The organism is Bradyrhizobium sp. SZCCHNS1050 (assembly GCF_032484785.1).
In the GTDB taxonomy this organism is placed as follows: domain Bacteria; phylum Pseudomonadota; class Alphaproteobacteria; order Rhizobiales; family Xanthobacteraceae; genus Bradyrhizobium.
Genome location: NZ_JAUETR010000002.1, coordinates 912653 through 928339 on the forward strand (window position 1 = coordinate 912653; position 15687 = coordinate 928339).

Here is a 15687-nt window from a genome sequence, read left to right on the forward strand (position 1 = left end):
GCGGCGGGGCCACGTTAGACGGCCGACGCGTCCTGATCGCCGGGCGCCCCGTTGAGGCTCGCATTCTCCGGGGTGAATGATCCGGGCCGGACAGCGCCGCTCCGCCCGCGGCCGGCGCCTATCTCGGTCCGGCAGGATCTGCCGCGGCGGGTTTGGCGGCTGCCGACTTGCCCGCAGCCGCCTTCGCCACAGCCGGCGCCTGGCGATCGCGCACCGCCATCAGCTCCTTACGCAGCTTCTCCTGCTGCTCGACCGACAACACCGGACGCTGGTCGTCATGCGGCACGTCGTTGACGGGGAGATAGTTGTAGGTGTTGTGGAACTGCGTGGTGGCGTCGGGCGGCGGCGTAGACGACGTCGCGCAGCCGCCGAGCAGCAATGGTATCAGCAGCGCGGCGCGCGCAGCGGAGCTCACGACAGACCTGCAGCTTCGCCAGATCATCGCGCGGCAGCCGCCATCGTGCGCGCCGGGATCTGCGCCGTGATGCCGTGCTCGTTGGATTGCAGCCCAGGCAGGCTCTTCACCCAGGGATAGCCCCGCCGTCCCATGTCGTGGCCGCGATCGAACAGCGCGGTCATGTAGGTGCGGTCGAACGGACCGTCGGCCTTGGCCTGGAAATCGGCCGGCACGCTGGCGAGGTTGAAGTCGATGCCGTTGAACTTCGCCACCGAGTAGATGCGGTAGATATCGCCGATGCCCTGGTTCTTGATCAGGGTCGACAGCGAGCGTTGCGTCACCGAGAGCACGTCGGCGCCGACGCTGTCCCATTGCGGATCGATGCGAGCGTTGCGGATGACGTAGAGATGCGCGCCGCTCACGCTCCGGCGCGGGCCGCGGCCGGAGACGAGACGCAGCACCGACGGACCGATGAACACCTGCCGCGTGACGCCGCCGTCGACATGCAGCTCGTCGTAGTCCTTGTCGCCGATCCGCACCTTGATGCGAACCGGAGCGAAGGCGCCCGGCACGGTCGCGGACGCCAGCAGCACCTGGCGGAACAGCGCGATCGCCTCGGGCGTATCGGCGGCGGCGATGCGGCCCATGTCCCACAGCACCGGACGCTGCGCATCGAGATTGGTGGTGCCGACCAGAAGCACCCGGCCCTTGCTGCTCTCGCGCGCGACGTCGCGCAGGAACTCGCGATCGACATACTTCTCGATCAGCCGCGACAGCGGCGTGTTGTCGGCCAGCGCCGAGCCCTGCAGCAGGCCGGGAATGTTGACCGTGAAGATGTCCTTGCGCTCATAGGCGGTGAAGATCTCGCGCAGCTTGTCATCATGCTCGCGCCCCAGGAAGACGAACGGCGCGATCAGCGCGCCGGAGCTGACGCCCGTCACCATGTCGAACGACGGCCGGTTGCCGGCCTCGCCCCAGCCGGCCAGCAGCCCGGCGCCGAACGCGCCGTTCTCGGCGCCACCGGAGATCGCGAGGAAATTCAGCGGACGCGAGATCGGGAGTTCGGCCGACGCGCGTGACATCGCGGCCTCGGCAAAGCGCGGCGCCGGCTCGTCACCCCAGTAGCGGACGTTGCGGAAGCCGACCGGGTCGGCGCTGACAGCCGCCGCCTCCGGCAACGCGTTGCGTGGCATGACGGCTGCGCACGCCGCCAGCAGCAGCGACGCGGCGCACGCGAGCAGGACACGCGGGACAAGCACGCGGAAGGAGGCGGCGGACTTCATCGCGACGCTTGCTGCTCCACGCTTGCGATCTCCGGCGACGGCTGCGGCGCGTCCGGCCTGGCTTCCTCGGCGCCCTTGTCGGTCCAGCCCGGCGGCAGGCCCAGACCGGCACCGACGAAGCCCTTCAGGCCGGGGAAACGTCCGTACTGCTCACATGCGGCATATTTGGGAGCGGCGCCGAGCTTGGCCGGCACGCTCGACACCGAAGGCAGCGAGGCCAGCGACGGGACGCCTGAGAACGGCGACTCGCCGGTCGACACCAGCTTCGCGAAGTCGGCGCCGAACTCGGAAGCGAGGTCGTAGGCGTCGCCGTCATTGGCCATGCGGGCAGTCGAGACCGAGTTGGCGCCGCGCGCCCACACCATTGCGGCCTTCTGGAACCCTGCGAAGTCGCGCGCCTCGGCCTCGACGGACAGCGTGCCGAGCCCGACGGGCAGTCGGGGCACCGGCACCGGGACGCCCGGCAGCGCAACGCTTTTGGCGATGGACGCCGCCTGCGAGGCGGCCGAGGCGGTCGCGTTGGTCGCCGTGGCATGGGTGACGGTCGCCTTGACCGTCAGATCGGCCTCCTCACGGGGGCCGACGATCTGGAATCGCTCGCTCAGCCGCAGGCACATTTCCCGGCTGATGACGTTGGCCACCAGCTTGCGCTCGCTCTCGTCGAGGGCGATGTCGGGACGCGGCGGAAACGCGGTCGGCTCGATCCGGATCGTCTTGGCCTCGAGCAGCTCCTTCTTGTTGGCCTTGATCTGCGCGCGCGTCACCAGGCCGTTGGCTTCGGCGAGATGATCGTAGTTCTTGAGCGAGCCCGCCCGCTCGAGCGGAGCGGTGGCGCAGCCGGCCGTTGCCAGCGCCAGGGAAACCAGGGTCATCGACTTCAGCGGAGCGAGACGCATCGAAACGGTCAGACCCATTGATAGACAACTCACTCTAATTAAGTCTCACAAGCCGTAGCGCTTGTCCAACGAAACTAGATCAAATTCTCTAGATTAGAGCGGCGAGAAATATTATTTTATATTACAAGCAGTTGGCGAAAACGACGAATGTGGCGAGAGTTGGCCCGGCAGGACACGCGATGAGAAAGGTCGATCCGGTCAAGCACGAGCAGAAGCGCCGGGAGATTCTCCAGGCCGCACTGTCGTGCTTCGTCAGGAACGGATTTCACGGCGCCAGCACCACCGACATCTGCGCCGCCGCCAAGATCAGCCCGGGGCACCTCTACCATTACTTCCCCAGCAAGGAGGCGATGATCCAGGCGCTGGTCGAGCAGAATCTGAGCCACGCTGCATCGCGCCTCCAGGCAATCCTGGCCTCGCCCGACGTGATCGACGCCCTGGTGCAGGAGCTCGAGAGCACCAGCATTCACCAGCCGCAGGCCCAGGTCCTCAGCGCCGAGGCTTTGGCTGAGGCCTGCCGCAATGCCGACTTTGCAGCCATCGTCCACGCCCATGCGCGCGCGATGCGGGCGCTGCTGGTCGACTTCCTGACCAAGGCACAGGGCCGCGGCGAGGTCGATCCCGGCCTCGATCCGGAGGCGACCGCGAACATCCTGTTCGTGATCGTCGACGGCGCACGCGCGCTGCCGATCCGCAATCCGAACGTCGATATCAAGCAGAGCAGCGAGCATCTGCGGCTCATGCTGACGCGCTTTCTGCGGCCGCCCACGTTGCGGACGCCGCCGAAAAAGAAAGCGGTGGAGCATGCGCCGGTCTGAGCCTGCCGATCGGCGTCCCCCGCGCGATTGACACTCCGCCATGCCCGCGATTGACTGCGCTCATAAGCGGATGACCGCAGCACATATCGGGGAGGACGGCATGACGCGAGCACGACGCGGACGCGCGACAAGGCCTGCCCTGGTCATTCTGCTGTTCGCCGTTGCGGCCGGCAACGTCCTCTTCTCTCGCAGCACCAGCGCCGCAGCAGAGGTGCCCGCGTTCGCCGTCGAGCCGTCCTGGCCGAAGCAGCTCCCCAACAACTGGATCCTCGGCCAGGTCGGCGGCATTACGGTTGATCACCAGGGCCACATCTGGATCATTCACCGGCCGCGCTCGCTGACCGACGACGAGAAAGGCGCCACGCTCAATCCGCCGCGATCGAAATGCTGCATGCCGGCGCCCCCGGTGCTCGAATTCGATACCGACGGCAATCTCTTGCGCGCCTGGGGCGGCCCGGGCCCGGGCTATGAATGGGTCGGCCGCGAGCATGGCATCGAGGTCGACGAACGCGGCTTCGTCTGGATCGGCGGCAATGCCGACAATGACAACGCCATCCTGAAGTTCACGCTCGATGGCAAGTTCGTCGCTCAGATCGGAACGATGGCGCCGAGCAAGGGCTCCAACGACACCACCCAGCTCGGCAAGCCCGCGGAGACAGCGATCGACAAGGAGGCGAACGAGATCTACGTCGCCGACGGCTACGGCAACCGCCGCGTCATCGTGTTCGATGCCACCACCCTCGCCTACAAGCGGCATTGGGGCGCCTATGGCCATCTCCCTGACGATGCCAAGCAGCCGCCGTATGATCCCAAGGCACCGGTCGCCCAGCAGTTCGGCAATCCCGTGCACTGCGTGAAGATCGCCGACGATGGTCTCGTCTATGTCTGCGACCGCATCAACGACCGCATCCAGGTGTTCAGGAAGGACGGGACATTCGTGACCGAATGGTTCTTCGAAAAGAACACGCTCGGCAATGGCGCGGTGTGGGACATCGCGATCTGGCCGGATCCGAAGCAGACCTACCTGCTGTCTGCCGATGGCGAGAACAACGAGATCCGCATCATCAGGCGGGATGACGGCAGCGTGGTCGGCAGCTTCGGCCACAATGGCCGCAATGCCGGCCAATTCCATTGGGTGCACGCGATGGCTGTCGACCGGCAGGGCAACGTTTATACCGCCGAGGTCGACACCGGTAAGCGCATCCAGAAATTCCGGCTGACCTCGGACGCCCTGCGTTAACGCTCAAGCGAAACGCACAAACCTTGGGCGCGTCTCGCGCCTTTTGGCGCATTGCCGCAACTCACAAGACCGGCTATCCAGGGAGACCGACGGCAAAGGGCGCCCAAGAAGCCCCGCCGTGGCACGACACCAGGGAGGACTTTGATGACGACGTCTCATGCGCGGCGGATGGCTGCGCTGCTTGCCGCCACCACGCTCAGCTTTGCCGGCTCCGCCTTCGCCGACGACAAGGTCGTCAAGATCGGCGTGCTCAACGACATGTCCAGCCTCTACGCCGACATCGGCGGTCCCAACTCGGTCGCAGCCGTCAACATGGCGGTCGAGGATTCCGGCCTGAAGGCCAAGGGCTGGACCATCGAGGTCATCAGCGGCGACCACCAGAACAAGCCCGACGTCGGGGTCAATATCGGCCGGCAGTGGATCGACACGCAGAAGGTCGACGTGATCATGGACACGCCGAACTCGGGCGTGGCGCTGGCCGTCTCCAACCTGGTCAAGGAAAAGAACTCGATCCTGTTGAACTCCGGTGCCGCCACGGCGGACCTGACTGGCAAAGCGTGCAACGCAAACACCATCTCCTTCACCTACGACACCTATATGCTCGCGAACGGCACCGGCAAGGCACTGACCAAGGCCGGCGGCGACACCTGGTTCTTCCTGACCGCCGACTATGCCTTCGGTCACGCGCTGGAGCGCGACACCTCGGCCGTGGTGACCAGCAGCGGCGGCAAGGTGCTGGGCTCGGTGAAGCACCCGCTCAACACCGCCGACTTCTCGTCCTTCCTGCTGCAGGCGCAGTCGTCGAAGGCGAAGGTCATCGGGCTTGCCAATGCCGGCGGCGACACCACCAACTCGATCAAGCAGGCCTCCGAATTCGGCATCGTCCAGGGCGGCCAGAAGCTCGCCGCACTCCTGCTGTTCGTCAACGACGTGCATGCGCTGGGGCTGAAGGTGGCGCAGGGCCTGACCTTCACCGAGTCGTTCTACTGGGATCTGAACGACCAGACCCGCGAATGGTCCAAGCGTTTCCAGAAGCTGTCGCCGAAGGGCACGATGCCGTCGATGACGGTGGCGGGCAACTACGCCGGCACGCTGCATTACCTCAAGACGCTGGAAGCGCTCGGCGGCAATCCGCATGACGGCGCCAAGGTCGTGGCCAAGATGAAGGAGATCCCGACCGACGATCCGCTGTTCGGCAAGGGCCCGCTGCGCGCCGACGGACGCCGCCTGATCCCGGCCTATCTATTCGAGGTCAAGAAGCCCGAAGAGTCCAAATACCCGTGGGACTACTACAAGCTGATCGCCAAGATCGCGCCTGAGGATGCCGCCAAGCCGCTCGAGGCCAGCGACTGTCCGCTGGTGAAGAAGTAAGCCGATAGCTCCGATGCGGGATGCGGTGGATTAGCATCGCGTCCCGCCAGTGCCGCTGCGCAGACGATGCGACATTCGCTGCGCAGAATCACGTCATCGTCAGCGCAGCAGGCTCGCGAGGCGGCCGATGCCTTCCTCGATCACAGCCTCCTCGGGCAGCGAATAGGACAGGCGGATCGTGTTGGTGCCGCTGCCGTCGTGGAAGAAGGCTGCCCCGGGAACGAACGCCACCTGGGCCTGATTCATGGCCCGGTCGAGCAAGGCGGCACCGGACACGCCGGCCGGCAAGGTGAGCCAGACGAAGAACCCGCCGTCGGGCCGCGTCCACCTCGCTTCTGACGGCATCTGTGCCTCGAGTGCCCTCAGCATCGCATCGCGCTTGAGCCGATAATGCGCGCGCGCCCGTGCAATCAGCCCGGCATGCCCTCCGTCTGTCACGAGCCTGTGCATCACGATCTGATTGATCGCTGACACGTTGAGGTCGCTCGCCTGCTTGATGAGGACGAGACGGCTGATGATGGCGCGCGATGCACAAACCCAGCCGATGCGCAGGCCCGGCGCGACCGTCTTCGAGAACGTTCCGAGATGGATGACGCGGGAAGCATCGAGCGAGCCGTAGCGACGGACGTCCAACGACTGCAGCGACGGCATCTCGTCGCCGTCGAAACGCAAGGCAGAATAGGCGCTGTCCTCCAACACCGGCACGTCCAGCTCGCCGGCGAGATCCAGGACATCGGCGCGCGCCGAACGCGACAGCGTCTCACCGGTCGGATTGGCAAAGTCCGGCACGACATAGACGAACTTCACGCGCGCCCCCGCAGCTTCTTTCGCGGCTTCGTCCGCGTAGGAGGCCGGGGTGCGGTTCGCAGCGCGTGGACCGATCGAATCGTAACGCGGCTCGTAGGCCGAAAAGGCCTGCAGCGCGCCAAGATAGGTGGGAACGGTGACGAGCGCCGTATCCGCGGGCGTGAGCAGCAGCTTGCCGAGAAAATCGAGCGCCTGTTGCGATCCCGCGGTGACGAGGATGTTGTCTGGCGAGGCCGCTATGCCCTGAGCGGTCATGTGCTCGGCGATCCACTGGCGAAGCGGACCGTAGCCCTCGCTGACGGCATATTGCAGAGCAGCGGAAGCCACGTTGGGCGATGCCAGCGCATCGGCATAGACCTGCGCCGCCGCTGCTGCAGGAAACAGCGCGGGATCGGGGATGCCGCCGGCGAACGAAATCATGCCGGGCCGCTCCAGCACCTTGAGCAGCTCGCGGATCTCCGATGCCTTCATGCGATCCGCGCGGCGCGCGTAGACGGGCTTCCAGCTCACCAATATTCCTCCCCTGATCCGGATATTTATGTCAGCATTATTGACCTATTTTGAAGTGTGTGCAATCCCCGTCCCGCGAGAGCGCGAGAGCTGCATCGGTGGGGTCAGCGGATGAGAACCTTCAGGCCGGCGCGCTAGTCTAGCTGTTCTTTGTCGAGGACAGCGTCCGCACCGCAATCAGGAGAGCGACGATCAGCAACGCCGACGCCAGCAGGAACGGCGCGCCGGGCAGATGCGCCGGCGCGGCCGCTCCGATGAAATAGGCAAAGGTCAGCGTGAACAGGAAGGGACCCGCGAGCTGGGCCACGCTCTGCACGCTCGACGTTGCGCCCTGTAGCTGGCCCTGCTTGTCCGGTGGGACGAGGCGGGTCATCAAAGCCTGCATGGCCGCGCCCGACACGCCCCATAGCGCCATCACGGGGATGCCGAGCCAGCTCAGCGGTCCCGTCGGCGCCACGCCGAAAATGAAGAAGCCGACCATGCCCGCCGACAGGCCGAGCATCAACGCGCCGCGCTCGCCGAACAGGCGGACGATCAGCCCGACCGCGCCGCCCTGCACGATCATCGCGCAGACGCCGACCATCGCCAATGTGAGGCCGACGGTGCGGGTGTCCCAGCCGTAGCGGTAGGTCGCATACAGCACGAAGGTCGACGGCAGCACGACATGGGCAAGCTGGGTGATGAAGTTCACGGTCGACAGCCCCGCCAGGATGCGGTCCGATGCCAGCAGCCGCAGCGCACCGAGCGGGTTCGCCGTCCGCCACCGGAATGGACTGCGCCGTTCCGGCTTCAGCGACTCCGGCAGCACCAGGAAGCCATAGAGCGCGTTGGCGAAGCTGAGCCCCGCAGCCGCCCAGAACGGCAGCCGCGGATCGATGTCACCCAACAGTCCGCCGGTGGCGGGACCGAGCACGAACCCCGCACCGAACGCTGCGCCGATGCGGCCGAAGATCGCGGCCCGCCGATCCGGCGGCGTCAGATCGGCGATGTAGGCAAAGGCGGTGGAGATGCTGGCCGAGGTGACGCCGGAGACCAGGCGCCCAACGAACAGCCAGGCGAGCGACGGCGCCAGCGCCATCAGCACGTAGTCGGCGGCGAGGCCGAAGTTCGACAGCAGGATCACCGGTCGTCGGCCGAAGCGATCGGACAGGCTGCCGAGCACCGGCGAGAACACGAACTGCATCAGCGCCCAGGCGGTGCCGAACAGGCCGAAGATGCGGGCCGCCTGCGCGGTGTCGTTGCCGACGAAGCTCTCGATCAGCTTCGGCAGGATCGGCATGATCAGCCCGAGCGCGAGCATGTCGAGCAGGATGGTGACGAAGATGAAGGCGACCGCGCCGCGGCGCGGGGCCGGCGCATTTTCGGTCGCGACGCTCGGCGGACTTGCTTCCATGGCCGGACCGCTTCCGCTACCGCAACTGATCAGTTCGGCCGCTTGCGCTTGTGCGCGAACGGATTGGCCTTCTCGCGCAGAGTGATGCGCACCGGCGTGCCGGGCAGCTCGAAGGTCTCGCGCATCGAGTTGGTGAGATAGCGCAAGTAGGATTGCGGGATCGCGTCGGCACGCGAGCAGAACAGCACGAAACTCGGCGGCCGCGCCTTGGTTTGGGTGATGTAGTTCAGCTTGAGCCGGCGGCCCGACACCGCCGGCGGCGGATTGTCGGCGATCGCCCCCTCGAACCAGCGGTTCAGCGCCGCCGTCGGCACGCGCCGGTTCCAGACCGCGTAGGCTTCGACGATCGCCTGCATCAGCCGGTCGATGCCCTCGCCCATCAGGCCCGACACCGCCACGATCGGCGCGCCCGCGACCTGCGGCAGCCAGTGGTCGGCATCGCGGCGGAGCATCGAGATCTGGCCGGGGTTGCCGTCCATCAGGTCCCATTTGTTGACGGCGATGACCAGGGCACGCCCCTCGCGCTCGATCAGGTCGGCGATGCGCAGATCCTGCTCCTCGAAGCGGTTCTGCGCATCCATCATCAGCACGACCACCTCGGCGAAGCGCACCGCGCGCAGCGCGTCCGCCACCGACAGCTTCTCCAGCTTCTCCTCGATGCGCGAGCGCCGGCGCAGACCTGCGGTGTCGAAGATGCGGAAGCCGCGGCCCTTCCACTCGATTTCGACCGCGATCGAATCGCGCGTCGTCCCGGCCTCGGGACTCGTGAGCAGCCGCTCCTCGCCGAGCAGATGGTTGATCAGGGTCGACTTGCCGGCATTGGGACGGCCGACGATCGCGACCCGGATCGGCCTGTTGGCGCGCTCCTCGTCGGTCTCCTCGCGCTCGTCGTCCTCGTCGTCGGTGGGCGGCACGAGCTTGCTGACGGCGTCGTAGAGCTCGCCCATGCCCTCGCCGTGCTCGGCCGAGATCTGGATGGGATCACCGAGGCCCAGCGCATACGACTCCATGGCGCCGAGCTCGCCATGCTTGCCCTCGCTCTTGTTGGCGAGCAGCAGCACCGGCTTGTCGGCGCGGCGGGCGACATCGGCGAAAGCGCGGTCGGCGGGCGTCAGGCCGATGCGCGCATCGATGACGAAGAACAGCGCGTCGGCGAGCGCGATCGCGGTTTCCGTCTGCTCCTGCATGCGCGCGGTCAGCGAGCCCTTGGGGCCCTCGTCGAGTCCTGCGGTGTCGATGATCGTGAAGTTGAGATCGAACAGCTTCGCTTCGCCCTCGCGGCGGTCGCGCGTGACGCCCGGCACGTCGTCGACGAGCGCCAGCTTCTGCCCGACCAGACGGTTGAACAGGGTCGACTTGCCGACGTTGGGCCGGCCGATGATGGCGATGGTGAAGGGCATGATGATCCGTGCGCGTGAGCGCGCAGCTTTAGCGCATTCGGCCGCAAAACCGAACGGGCGATCCGCCGATTCGCAGGTGAGATTAACGGCTGAACGAGCCGCTCGGCATCGGCGCCGGGAAGCCGCCGCCGGATCGCTGGGCCGCCGGCTGCTGCGCCGGGGCAGCATCATCCGGCGGTGGTGCCGTGGTGCGGCGGCGCACGATCTTCTTGGGCTTCGGTGCCGGCGGAACGGCGGCAGCGCCCTCCTCGACCGCGGCAGCCTCGCCATCCTGCGGATCGGCCGTCGTCGGGTTGTTCACGGCCGCCTGCCGCCGGCCCTTTTTACCCTTGGGCTCCTCCACCGGAGGCGCCGGCGGCGTAGCCGCCTGAGCGCCTGGGTCGGTCACCGGCTGCTGCTGGGCACCCTTGTAGAGTTCCTTCGGCACGCCCTGCTCGAGACCCGGCACGCCCTCCGGGAACACCGGCTTGCGGTCACCCGGCAGCTTCTTCTTGGTGTCCAGGAAGTCGAGCATGTCCGAGGGGTCGAAACTTCCCCCGCTCGCGCAGCCGCCCAGCACGCCGGAAAGCGCAACGAGGACCGTGAGGGCAATGACACGTTGGGGGCGGCGCATGATCGTCGTTCCAATCAACTCGGTTCGCCGTCGCGAGGTTCGCGATCAGCTCTTGGCGACTGCAGGCAATAGAGCCTGCAGCGCTTCGGCGCGCGAGCGCAGGCCCGGCGGGGTCTCACCATCCAGCGCAATCATGTCGAGCCATTGACGGGCCGCCGCGGCATCATTGGCCTTCCACGCCGACAGCGCCAGCAATTCGCGGGCGGCGTGGCGGAACGGCGCGCCAGGCGCCGTTTCGCCTTCGAGGCGCTGCTTGAGGTCGGCGTAAGGCGCCGTATCGGCCAGCAGGCCTGCCGCGCGCAGCCGCGCCATCGACTGCGGCTCGGTCCCGATGCTGCGGTCGGCAGCAAGCTCGTCGTAGATCTTCACGGCAGCCGCCTTGTCGCGCATGGCGGCCTCGGCAGCCTGGTGGAAGCGGGCCAGCATGCGGTATCCCGATGGGGCCCTGGCCGCGACATCGGCAAAGGCCTTCTCCGCATCGGCATGCTTGTTCTGCTCGGAGAGTTCGAGGGCCTTGTTGAAGGCTGAGCCCGCCTCGGCCGCCTTCTGGCCTTCGAGATACTGGTAGCCGCGCCAGCCGCCGACGCCGGCGATGATCAGCACGGCAAGGGCGATGATAAAGATCGAATAGCGGTCCCACAGCTTCTTGAGCTGTTCCCGACGGACCTCCTCGTCTACTTCATCAATAAATTCAGACACCTAAGGACATCCCGTCAGGTTCGCTGCGAGCGCGCGCGCATGCGTTTGAAGTGCCGCGCGAGCGGCCCGTTGCCCGCGCGCCGGCGCCGATACCGCATCGGCATGGCGGTGGCAAGGCGAGTCCAGCCGAATCAAGGCGTTACTCCCCGGTTCTGCCACAGGGTCCGAACGCGGCTATCACGCCGTCAAGGCTTCGCGCAACTGCCGTTTCATCACCTTGCCGTTGGCGTTGCGCGGCAGGGGGTCCGCGGTCACGGTCAGGGTTTCCGGAACCTTGTAATCCGAGACCCGCTCGGCACACCAGCTGCGCAGCGCTTCGGCGCTCATCGGCTCGCGGGTCACGACCACCGCGTGCACGCGCTCGCCGAGCACCGGACATGGCCGGGCGATGATCGCGCTCTCGACCACCGCCGGGTGGCTCGCCAGCACCGATTCGACCTCGGCCGAGTAGATCTTCAGTCCGCCGCGGTTGATCATGTCCTTCTGCCGGTCGAACACCCGGACGAAATTGTCGGCATCGACGGAGCCGAGGTCGCCGGAATGCCAATAGCCGGCGGTGAAGCTCTCGCCGGTGGCCTTGGGATTGTTCCAGTAGCCCTTGATGACCTGGCCGCCGCCGATCCAGATCTCGCCGATCTCACCGCGCGGCAGCTCCCGCCCCTGCCCGTCCATCACCAGGATGCTGGCGCCCGGACACGGCAGCCCGACGCTGTCGATATGGCGCGCGGTCAGGCCCGCGGGCATCAACGTCGCCGGCGAGGTGGTCTCAGTCGAGCCATAGGCGTTGACCAGCCGCAGACCCGGGATCTTGGCGGCCAGCCGCTCGATGGTGGCGACCGGCATCGGCGCGCCGCCGAAGCCGCCGATCCGCCAGCATGAGAGATCATGACTGTCGAAGTCGCGCTGCAACAGGCAGAGATTGTACATCGCGGGGACCATGACCGTGTAGGTCACGCGCTCGCGCGCGGCGAGCTTCAGATATTCGCCGGCCTTGAACTCCGGCATGATGATCAAGGTGCCGGCGCAGCGCGCCATGCTGGTGATGTTGGCGACGACGCCGGTGACATGGCCGAGCGGCACGGCGGCGATCGAGCGGTCGGCCCGCGTCAGCCCCAGGCAGGTCTCGTAGATCATCGAGGAGTGGATGATGTTGCAATGGGCGAGCATCGCGCCTTTCGGCCGGCCGGTGGTTCCGGAGGTGTAGAGGATCATCGCGGTGTCCTCTTCGGCCACCTCGACGTGATTTTCGTGCGCGGCATGATCGGCCAGCGCTGCAAAATCGGACCGCGCCGGACGATCGTCGACGGCAATGCGCCCGGCCAGTTCCGGCGTTTCCGCAGCGGCCGGCAACCGGTCCGCCAACGCAGCCTCGTGCAGCAGCAGCCGGGCGCCGCAATCCTTCAGCACATAGGCGATTTCCGGCGTCTGCTGCCGCGTCGACAGCAGCACCGTGATCAGTCCGAGCTTCGCGGCAGCGAACAACGTGAGCACGAATTCGATGCGGTTGCCGAGCAGCAGCGCCAGCCGGTCGCCCTTGCGCAGGCCCCTCGCCTGCAGCCCGCCGGCGATCCGCGCGGCGGTCGCGGCGACCTCGCGCCACGACAGCCGCACAGCCCCGCAGACCAGCGCCTCGCCGTCGCCGTTGCGCTCCACCGCTTCTTCGACCATGGCCCAGATGTTCGCGGGCCGCTCCGTGAACAACGGAACTACGCGATCGCCGAAACGGGCTTCGCGCCGCATCGGCGGCGTTACATAGGTCGACCAGTCCATGGAGTTTCCCCGAGCTTGGCTTCTTGTCGTTGTTCGCCGCGATGCGGACCAGCCTGAAACATAACCAAGGGATGACGCGCTTGGCTATCTCCACCAGCGCCGGAGATTCATCCCGTGACGCCGCACGCACCACGGCGCCAACGGGCCGACCAAGCGAGAGCCGCCCGTCAGGTCTTTGACTTCATTCCGTAGACATGTTCCGCCGCCGGAAACGCACGGGTACGCACGTCGGCCGCGTAGCGTTCGATCGCCTCGTCGATCGCCGGACCCAGATTGCCGTAGCGGCGGACGAATTTCGGCGCCCGCGGCGACAGGCCGAGCATGTCCTCCAAAACCAGCACCTGACCGTCGCAGGCGGCGCTGGCGCCGATGCCAATGGTGGGGATCGCGATCTGCTGCGTGATCTTGCGCGCCAGCGGCTCGGCCACGGCCTCGATCACCACCGAGAACGCGCCGGCCTGTGCGATCGCCGCAGCGTCGTTCTCGATCGCGGCCCAATCCGCCTCGTCGCGGCCCTGCGCCCGGAACGAGCCGAGCGTGTTGATCGATTGCGGCGTCAGGCCGACATGGCCCATCACCGGGATGCCGCGCTCGCTGAGGAAGGCCACCGTCTCGGCCATCCGCGCCCCGCCCTCGAGCTTGACCGCGCCGCATTGCGTCTCCTTGAGGATCCGCACCGCCGCATGAAACGCCTGCTCCTTCGTGGCCTCGTAGCAGCCGAACGGCATGTCGACCACCACCAGCGCCTGGCGCGAGCCGCGCATCACGGCGCAGCCCTGCAGGATCATCATCTCCAGGGTCACCGGCACGGTGGTCTCGAAACCGTGCATCACATTCCCGAGGGAATCGCCGACCAGGATCACATCGCAATGGCGATCCACCAGCGCCGCGGTATGGGCGTGGTAGGACGTCAGCATCACGATCGGCTCGCCGCCCTTGCGGGCGCGGATCTCGGGAGCCGTCTTGCGCCGGACGGTCGACTGCACCGACATCGCTACCTCCCGATGACAGGAATGCCGAGCACGACGGGATGGAACGCGAAGGCCAGCGCCAGATAGACGACGATGCCGACCACCACCGCGATCACGTCATTGCCAACGCCGCCGACGGGGATCGGCGGGCCGCCGGCGTCGGCGCGGCGCTTCAGCGAGATGCGGTCGAACACCGCCCATGCCAGGATCGAGCCGAACAGGATGATGCCGCCGAGATCGCCATTGGCGAGCAGATGCCCGAACGCCCACAGCTTCACGCCGGCCAGCATCGGATGCTTCAGCACGGTGTAGATGCGGCCGCGGATGTAGGCGGCGACGATCATGATCACCGCCGGCAGCATCAAGGCGAGATTGATGTGCTTGAGCGCCTTCGGCGGCGTCCAGACCTGGATCCAGCCGCCGTCGTGGCGGTACGCGGCAAAGCCCCACACGATCAGGGCGAGGCCGGCAAGGGCCACGACAGTATAGACGAGCTTATACGTGCCCTCGCCCAGCCGCGCGATGACCTTCGCGCGCGCCTCGCGCCGGGTCGTGAACACATGGGCGCCGAGAAACAGCACCAGCCCCACCACCATCACCAGAAGTCCCACGGCGTCCCCCTTCGCTTGCACGCGACCTGTGCGTGGGCATCGGTATCATTTCCGGGGGCCGCCTCGCAACGTGGCGCATTTCAACGTCAGGCACTCCCGCCCGCTCGCCGTCGTTCCGGGGCGGCTCGAAAAGCCGAAGTGGCATGACGGGCTATGCGGTCGGGAGGTGGAGCACAGCGGACGACGCCATCACCGTTCCGACGTGTTCTTCAGATCGCGATTCTCGACATAGCGGATCGCGATCGGCCGGCCGGCGAGCGCACCGCCGAGTCCTTTTGTGAACTTCAGCGGCAGGCAGCCGTCGAGCGAGGCATTGATCGTCTTCAGATAGGTCGCACGCGTGTCGGCCGGGGCGCCTGAGGTCACGAAGGTCACGCGTGGCGGCGCGATCATCTCGCCGGTCCGCTTGAAGCTGAAGCGCACCGTCATCTGCATCCCGGCGCGGGCGCTGTCCTCCGTTGGCGGCGTCCAGCACGCGCGCAGCGCTGCGAACAGATCGCCGATCGTGTCGAGATCGTGATCCGGCTTCTGATATTTGGCTTCCTGATCCTTGGCGGGCCGGCTCTCGATCGTGAGTTGCAGGTTCTGGCCATAGGGATAGTTCATCTCGGGAATACACGGCCACGGCCCGAAGACGCTGCAGAACGACGGCGTGCACGGCTGCTCGTCGAGCACGCTGCACGGCGTGTGCGCGAACGGCACCGGATTGATCTGCTGGCGGCGCGCGTCGGCGGCGGCCGGAGCGGCCACCATCAGCAGGAGGAGCACGACGACACGGAGCATGGGAATCTCGGGCTGGGATGGACTCCAAGCTGGATCCGATCGCGGAATTCGCAAGCTCAATCCCGTTCACGTCTGCGCGTTCCGCGCCGCGAACGGCTCTCGACCGTAACAGCGGAACTCGGCTA

At 66.8% G+C, this 15687-nt stretch carries 15 protein-coding genes; 3 read left to right on the forward strand and 12 right to left on the reverse strand.

The window, feature by feature from the left end; genetic code table 11:
• Nucleotides 1–118 precede the first annotated feature (118 nt).
• From QX094_RS28645 to QX094_RS28655, 3 genes are read right to left on the reverse strand one after another with little or no spacing between them, the layout of a single operon-like run.
• The gene (locus QX094_RS28645) at nt 119–415 is read right to left on the reverse strand and encodes a hypothetical protein (RefSeq protein ID WP_315712468.1); all 297 of its coding nucleotides are present in this window, start codon (nt 413–415) and stop codon (nt 119–121) included.
• A gap of 23 nt (nt 416–438) precedes the next feature.
• Nucleotides 439–1680 carry a patatin-like phospholipase family protein gene (locus QX094_RS28650; RefSeq protein ID WP_315712470.1) on the reverse strand — a complete coding sequence of 414 codons (1242 nt, stop codon included), beginning with the start codon at nt 1678–1680 and terminating at the stop codon, nt 439–441.
• Nucleotides 1677–2594, reverse strand: coding sequence for a DUF3313 family protein (locus QX094_RS28655; protein WP_315712471.1), 918 nt, complete (start codon nt 2592–2594; stop codon nt 1677–1679). The genes QX094_RS28650 and QX094_RS28655 overlap by 4 nt, the downstream gene beginning before the upstream one ends.
• Nucleotides 2595–2755: 161 nt before the next feature.
• Between QX094_RS28655 and QX094_RS28660 the strand changes: the two genes are divergently transcribed.
• From QX094_RS28660 to QX094_RS28670, 3 genes are all read left to right on the forward strand, one after another.
• Nucleotides 2756–3394 carry a TetR/AcrR family transcriptional regulator gene (locus QX094_RS28660; protein WP_316188399.1) on the forward strand — a complete coding sequence of 213 codons (639 nt, stop codon included), beginning with the start codon at nt 2756–2758 and terminating at the stop codon, nt 3392–3394.
• 100 nt (nt 3395–3494) lie between these two features.
• The gene (locus tag QX094_RS28665; RefSeq protein WP_315749919.1) at nt 3495–4634 is read left to right on the forward strand and encodes a hypothetical protein; all 1140 of its coding nucleotides are present in this window, start codon (nt 3495–3497) and stop codon (nt 4632–4634) included.
• A gap of 144 nt (nt 4635–4778) precedes the next feature.
• On the forward strand, nt 4779–6005 hold the full coding sequence (locus tag QX094_RS28670) for an ABC transporter substrate-binding protein (protein ID WP_315712474.1): 1227 nt from the start codon (nt 4779–4781) through the stop codon (nt 6003–6005).
• A gap of 99 nt (nt 6006–6104) precedes the next feature.
• On the opposite strand, the gene QX094_RS28675 is transcribed toward QX094_RS28670, so the two are convergent.
• The 9 genes from QX094_RS28675 to QX094_RS28715 all read right to left on the reverse strand — a co-directional run bounded on the left by QX094_RS28675 (nt 6105) and on the right by QX094_RS28715 (nt 15562).
• Nucleotides 6105–7325 carry a PLP-dependent aminotransferase family protein gene (locus QX094_RS28675; protein WP_316173840.1) on the reverse strand — a complete coding sequence of 407 codons (1221 nt, stop codon included), beginning with the start codon at nt 7323–7325 and terminating at the stop codon, nt 6105–6107.
• Between the two features lie 136 nt (nt 7326–7461).
• A complete protein-coding gene (locus QX094_RS28680) occupies nt 7462–8715 on the reverse strand; it encodes a TCR/Tet family MFS transporter (protein ID WP_316164681.1) in 1254 nt (417 codons plus the stop codon).
• Between the two features lie 29 nt (nt 8716–8744).
• The gene (gene der, locus QX094_RS28685) at nt 8745–10115 is read right to left on the reverse strand and encodes a ribosome biogenesis GTPase Der (protein WP_316173842.1); all 1371 of its coding nucleotides are present in this window, start codon (nt 10113–10115) and stop codon (nt 8745–8747) included.
• Between the two features lie 82 nt (nt 10116–10197).
• Nucleotides 10198–10728 carry a hypothetical protein gene (locus tag QX094_RS28690; protein ID WP_316173844.1) on the reverse strand — a complete coding sequence of 177 codons (531 nt, stop codon included), beginning with the start codon at nt 10726–10728 and terminating at the stop codon, nt 10198–10200.
• 45 nt (nt 10729–10773) lie between these two features.
• The gene (locus QX094_RS28695; RefSeq protein ID WP_316170392.1) at nt 10774–11427 is read right to left on the reverse strand and encodes a tetratricopeptide repeat protein; all 654 of its coding nucleotides are present in this window, start codon (nt 11425–11427) and stop codon (nt 10774–10776) included.
• A gap of 177 nt (nt 11428–11604) precedes the next feature.
• On the reverse strand, nt 11605–13197 hold the full coding sequence (locus tag QX094_RS28700; protein ID WP_316173846.1) for a class I adenylate-forming enzyme family protein: 1593 nt from the start codon (nt 13195–13197) through the stop codon (nt 11605–11607).
• A gap of 167 nt (nt 13198–13364) precedes the next feature.
• Complete coding sequence (gene panB, locus QX094_RS28705) at nt 13365–14189, reverse strand: 3-methyl-2-oxobutanoate hydroxymethyltransferase (protein ID WP_315749907.1); 825 nt, start codon at nt 14187–14189, stop codon at nt 13365–13367.
• A 2-nt stretch (nt 14190–14191) separates the two neighbouring features.
• Nucleotides 14192–14779 (reverse strand): NnrU family protein, encoded by a 588-nt coding sequence (locus QX094_RS28710; RefSeq protein ID WP_316170390.1) that lies wholly within the window; start codon nt 14777–14779, stop codon nt 14192–14194.
• A 189-nt stretch (nt 14780–14968) separates the two neighbouring features.
• Entirely contained in the window at nt 14969–15562 is a 594-nt protein-coding gene (locus tag QX094_RS28715; protein ID WP_316173848.1) for a hypothetical protein, read from the reverse strand.
• Nucleotides 15563–15687: the final 125 nt, after the last annotated feature.

Coding starts and splice junctions, on each gene's coding strand:
- QX094_RS28665 (WP_315749919.1), top strand. CDS start 3,495: ATGACGCGAGCACGACGCGGACGCGCGACAAGGCCTGCCCTGGTCATT.
- QX094_RS28700 (WP_316173846.1), bottom strand. CDS start 13,197: ATGGACTGGTCGACCTATGTAACGCCGCCGATGCGGCGCGAAGCCCGT.
- QX094_RS28655 (WP_315712471.1), bottom strand. CDS start 2,594: ATGGGTCTGACCGTTTCGATGCGTCTCGCTCCGCTGAAGTCGATGACC.
- der (WP_316173842.1), bottom strand. CDS start 10,115: ATGCCCTTCACCATCGCCATCATCGGCCGGCCCAACGTCGGCAAGTCG.
- QX094_RS28670 (WP_315712474.1), top strand. CDS start 4,779: ATGACGACGTCTCATGCGCGGCGGATGGCTGCGCTGCTTGCCGCCACC.
- QX094_RS28680 (WP_316164681.1), bottom strand. CDS start 8,715: ATGGAAGCAAGTCCGCCGAGCGTCGCGACCGAAAATGCGCCGGCCCCG.
- QX094_RS28715 (WP_316173848.1), bottom strand. CDS start 15,562: ATGCTCCGTGTCGTCGTGCTCCTCCTGCTGATGGTGGCCGCTCCGGCC.
- QX094_RS28650 (WP_315712470.1), bottom strand. CDS start 1,680: ATGAAGTCCGCCGCCTCCTTCCGCGTGCTTGTCCCGCGTGTCCTGCTC.
- QX094_RS28660 (WP_316188399.1), top strand. CDS start 2,756: ATGAGAAAGGTCGATCCGGTCAAGCACGAGCAGAAGCGCCGGGAGATT.
- panB (WP_315749907.1), bottom strand. CDS start 14,189: ATGTCGGTGCAGTCGACCGTCCGGCGCAAGACGGCTCCCGAGATCCGC.
- QX094_RS28690 (WP_316173844.1), bottom strand. CDS start 10,728: ATGCGCCGCCCCCAACGTGTCATTGCCCTCACGGTCCTCGTTGCGCTT.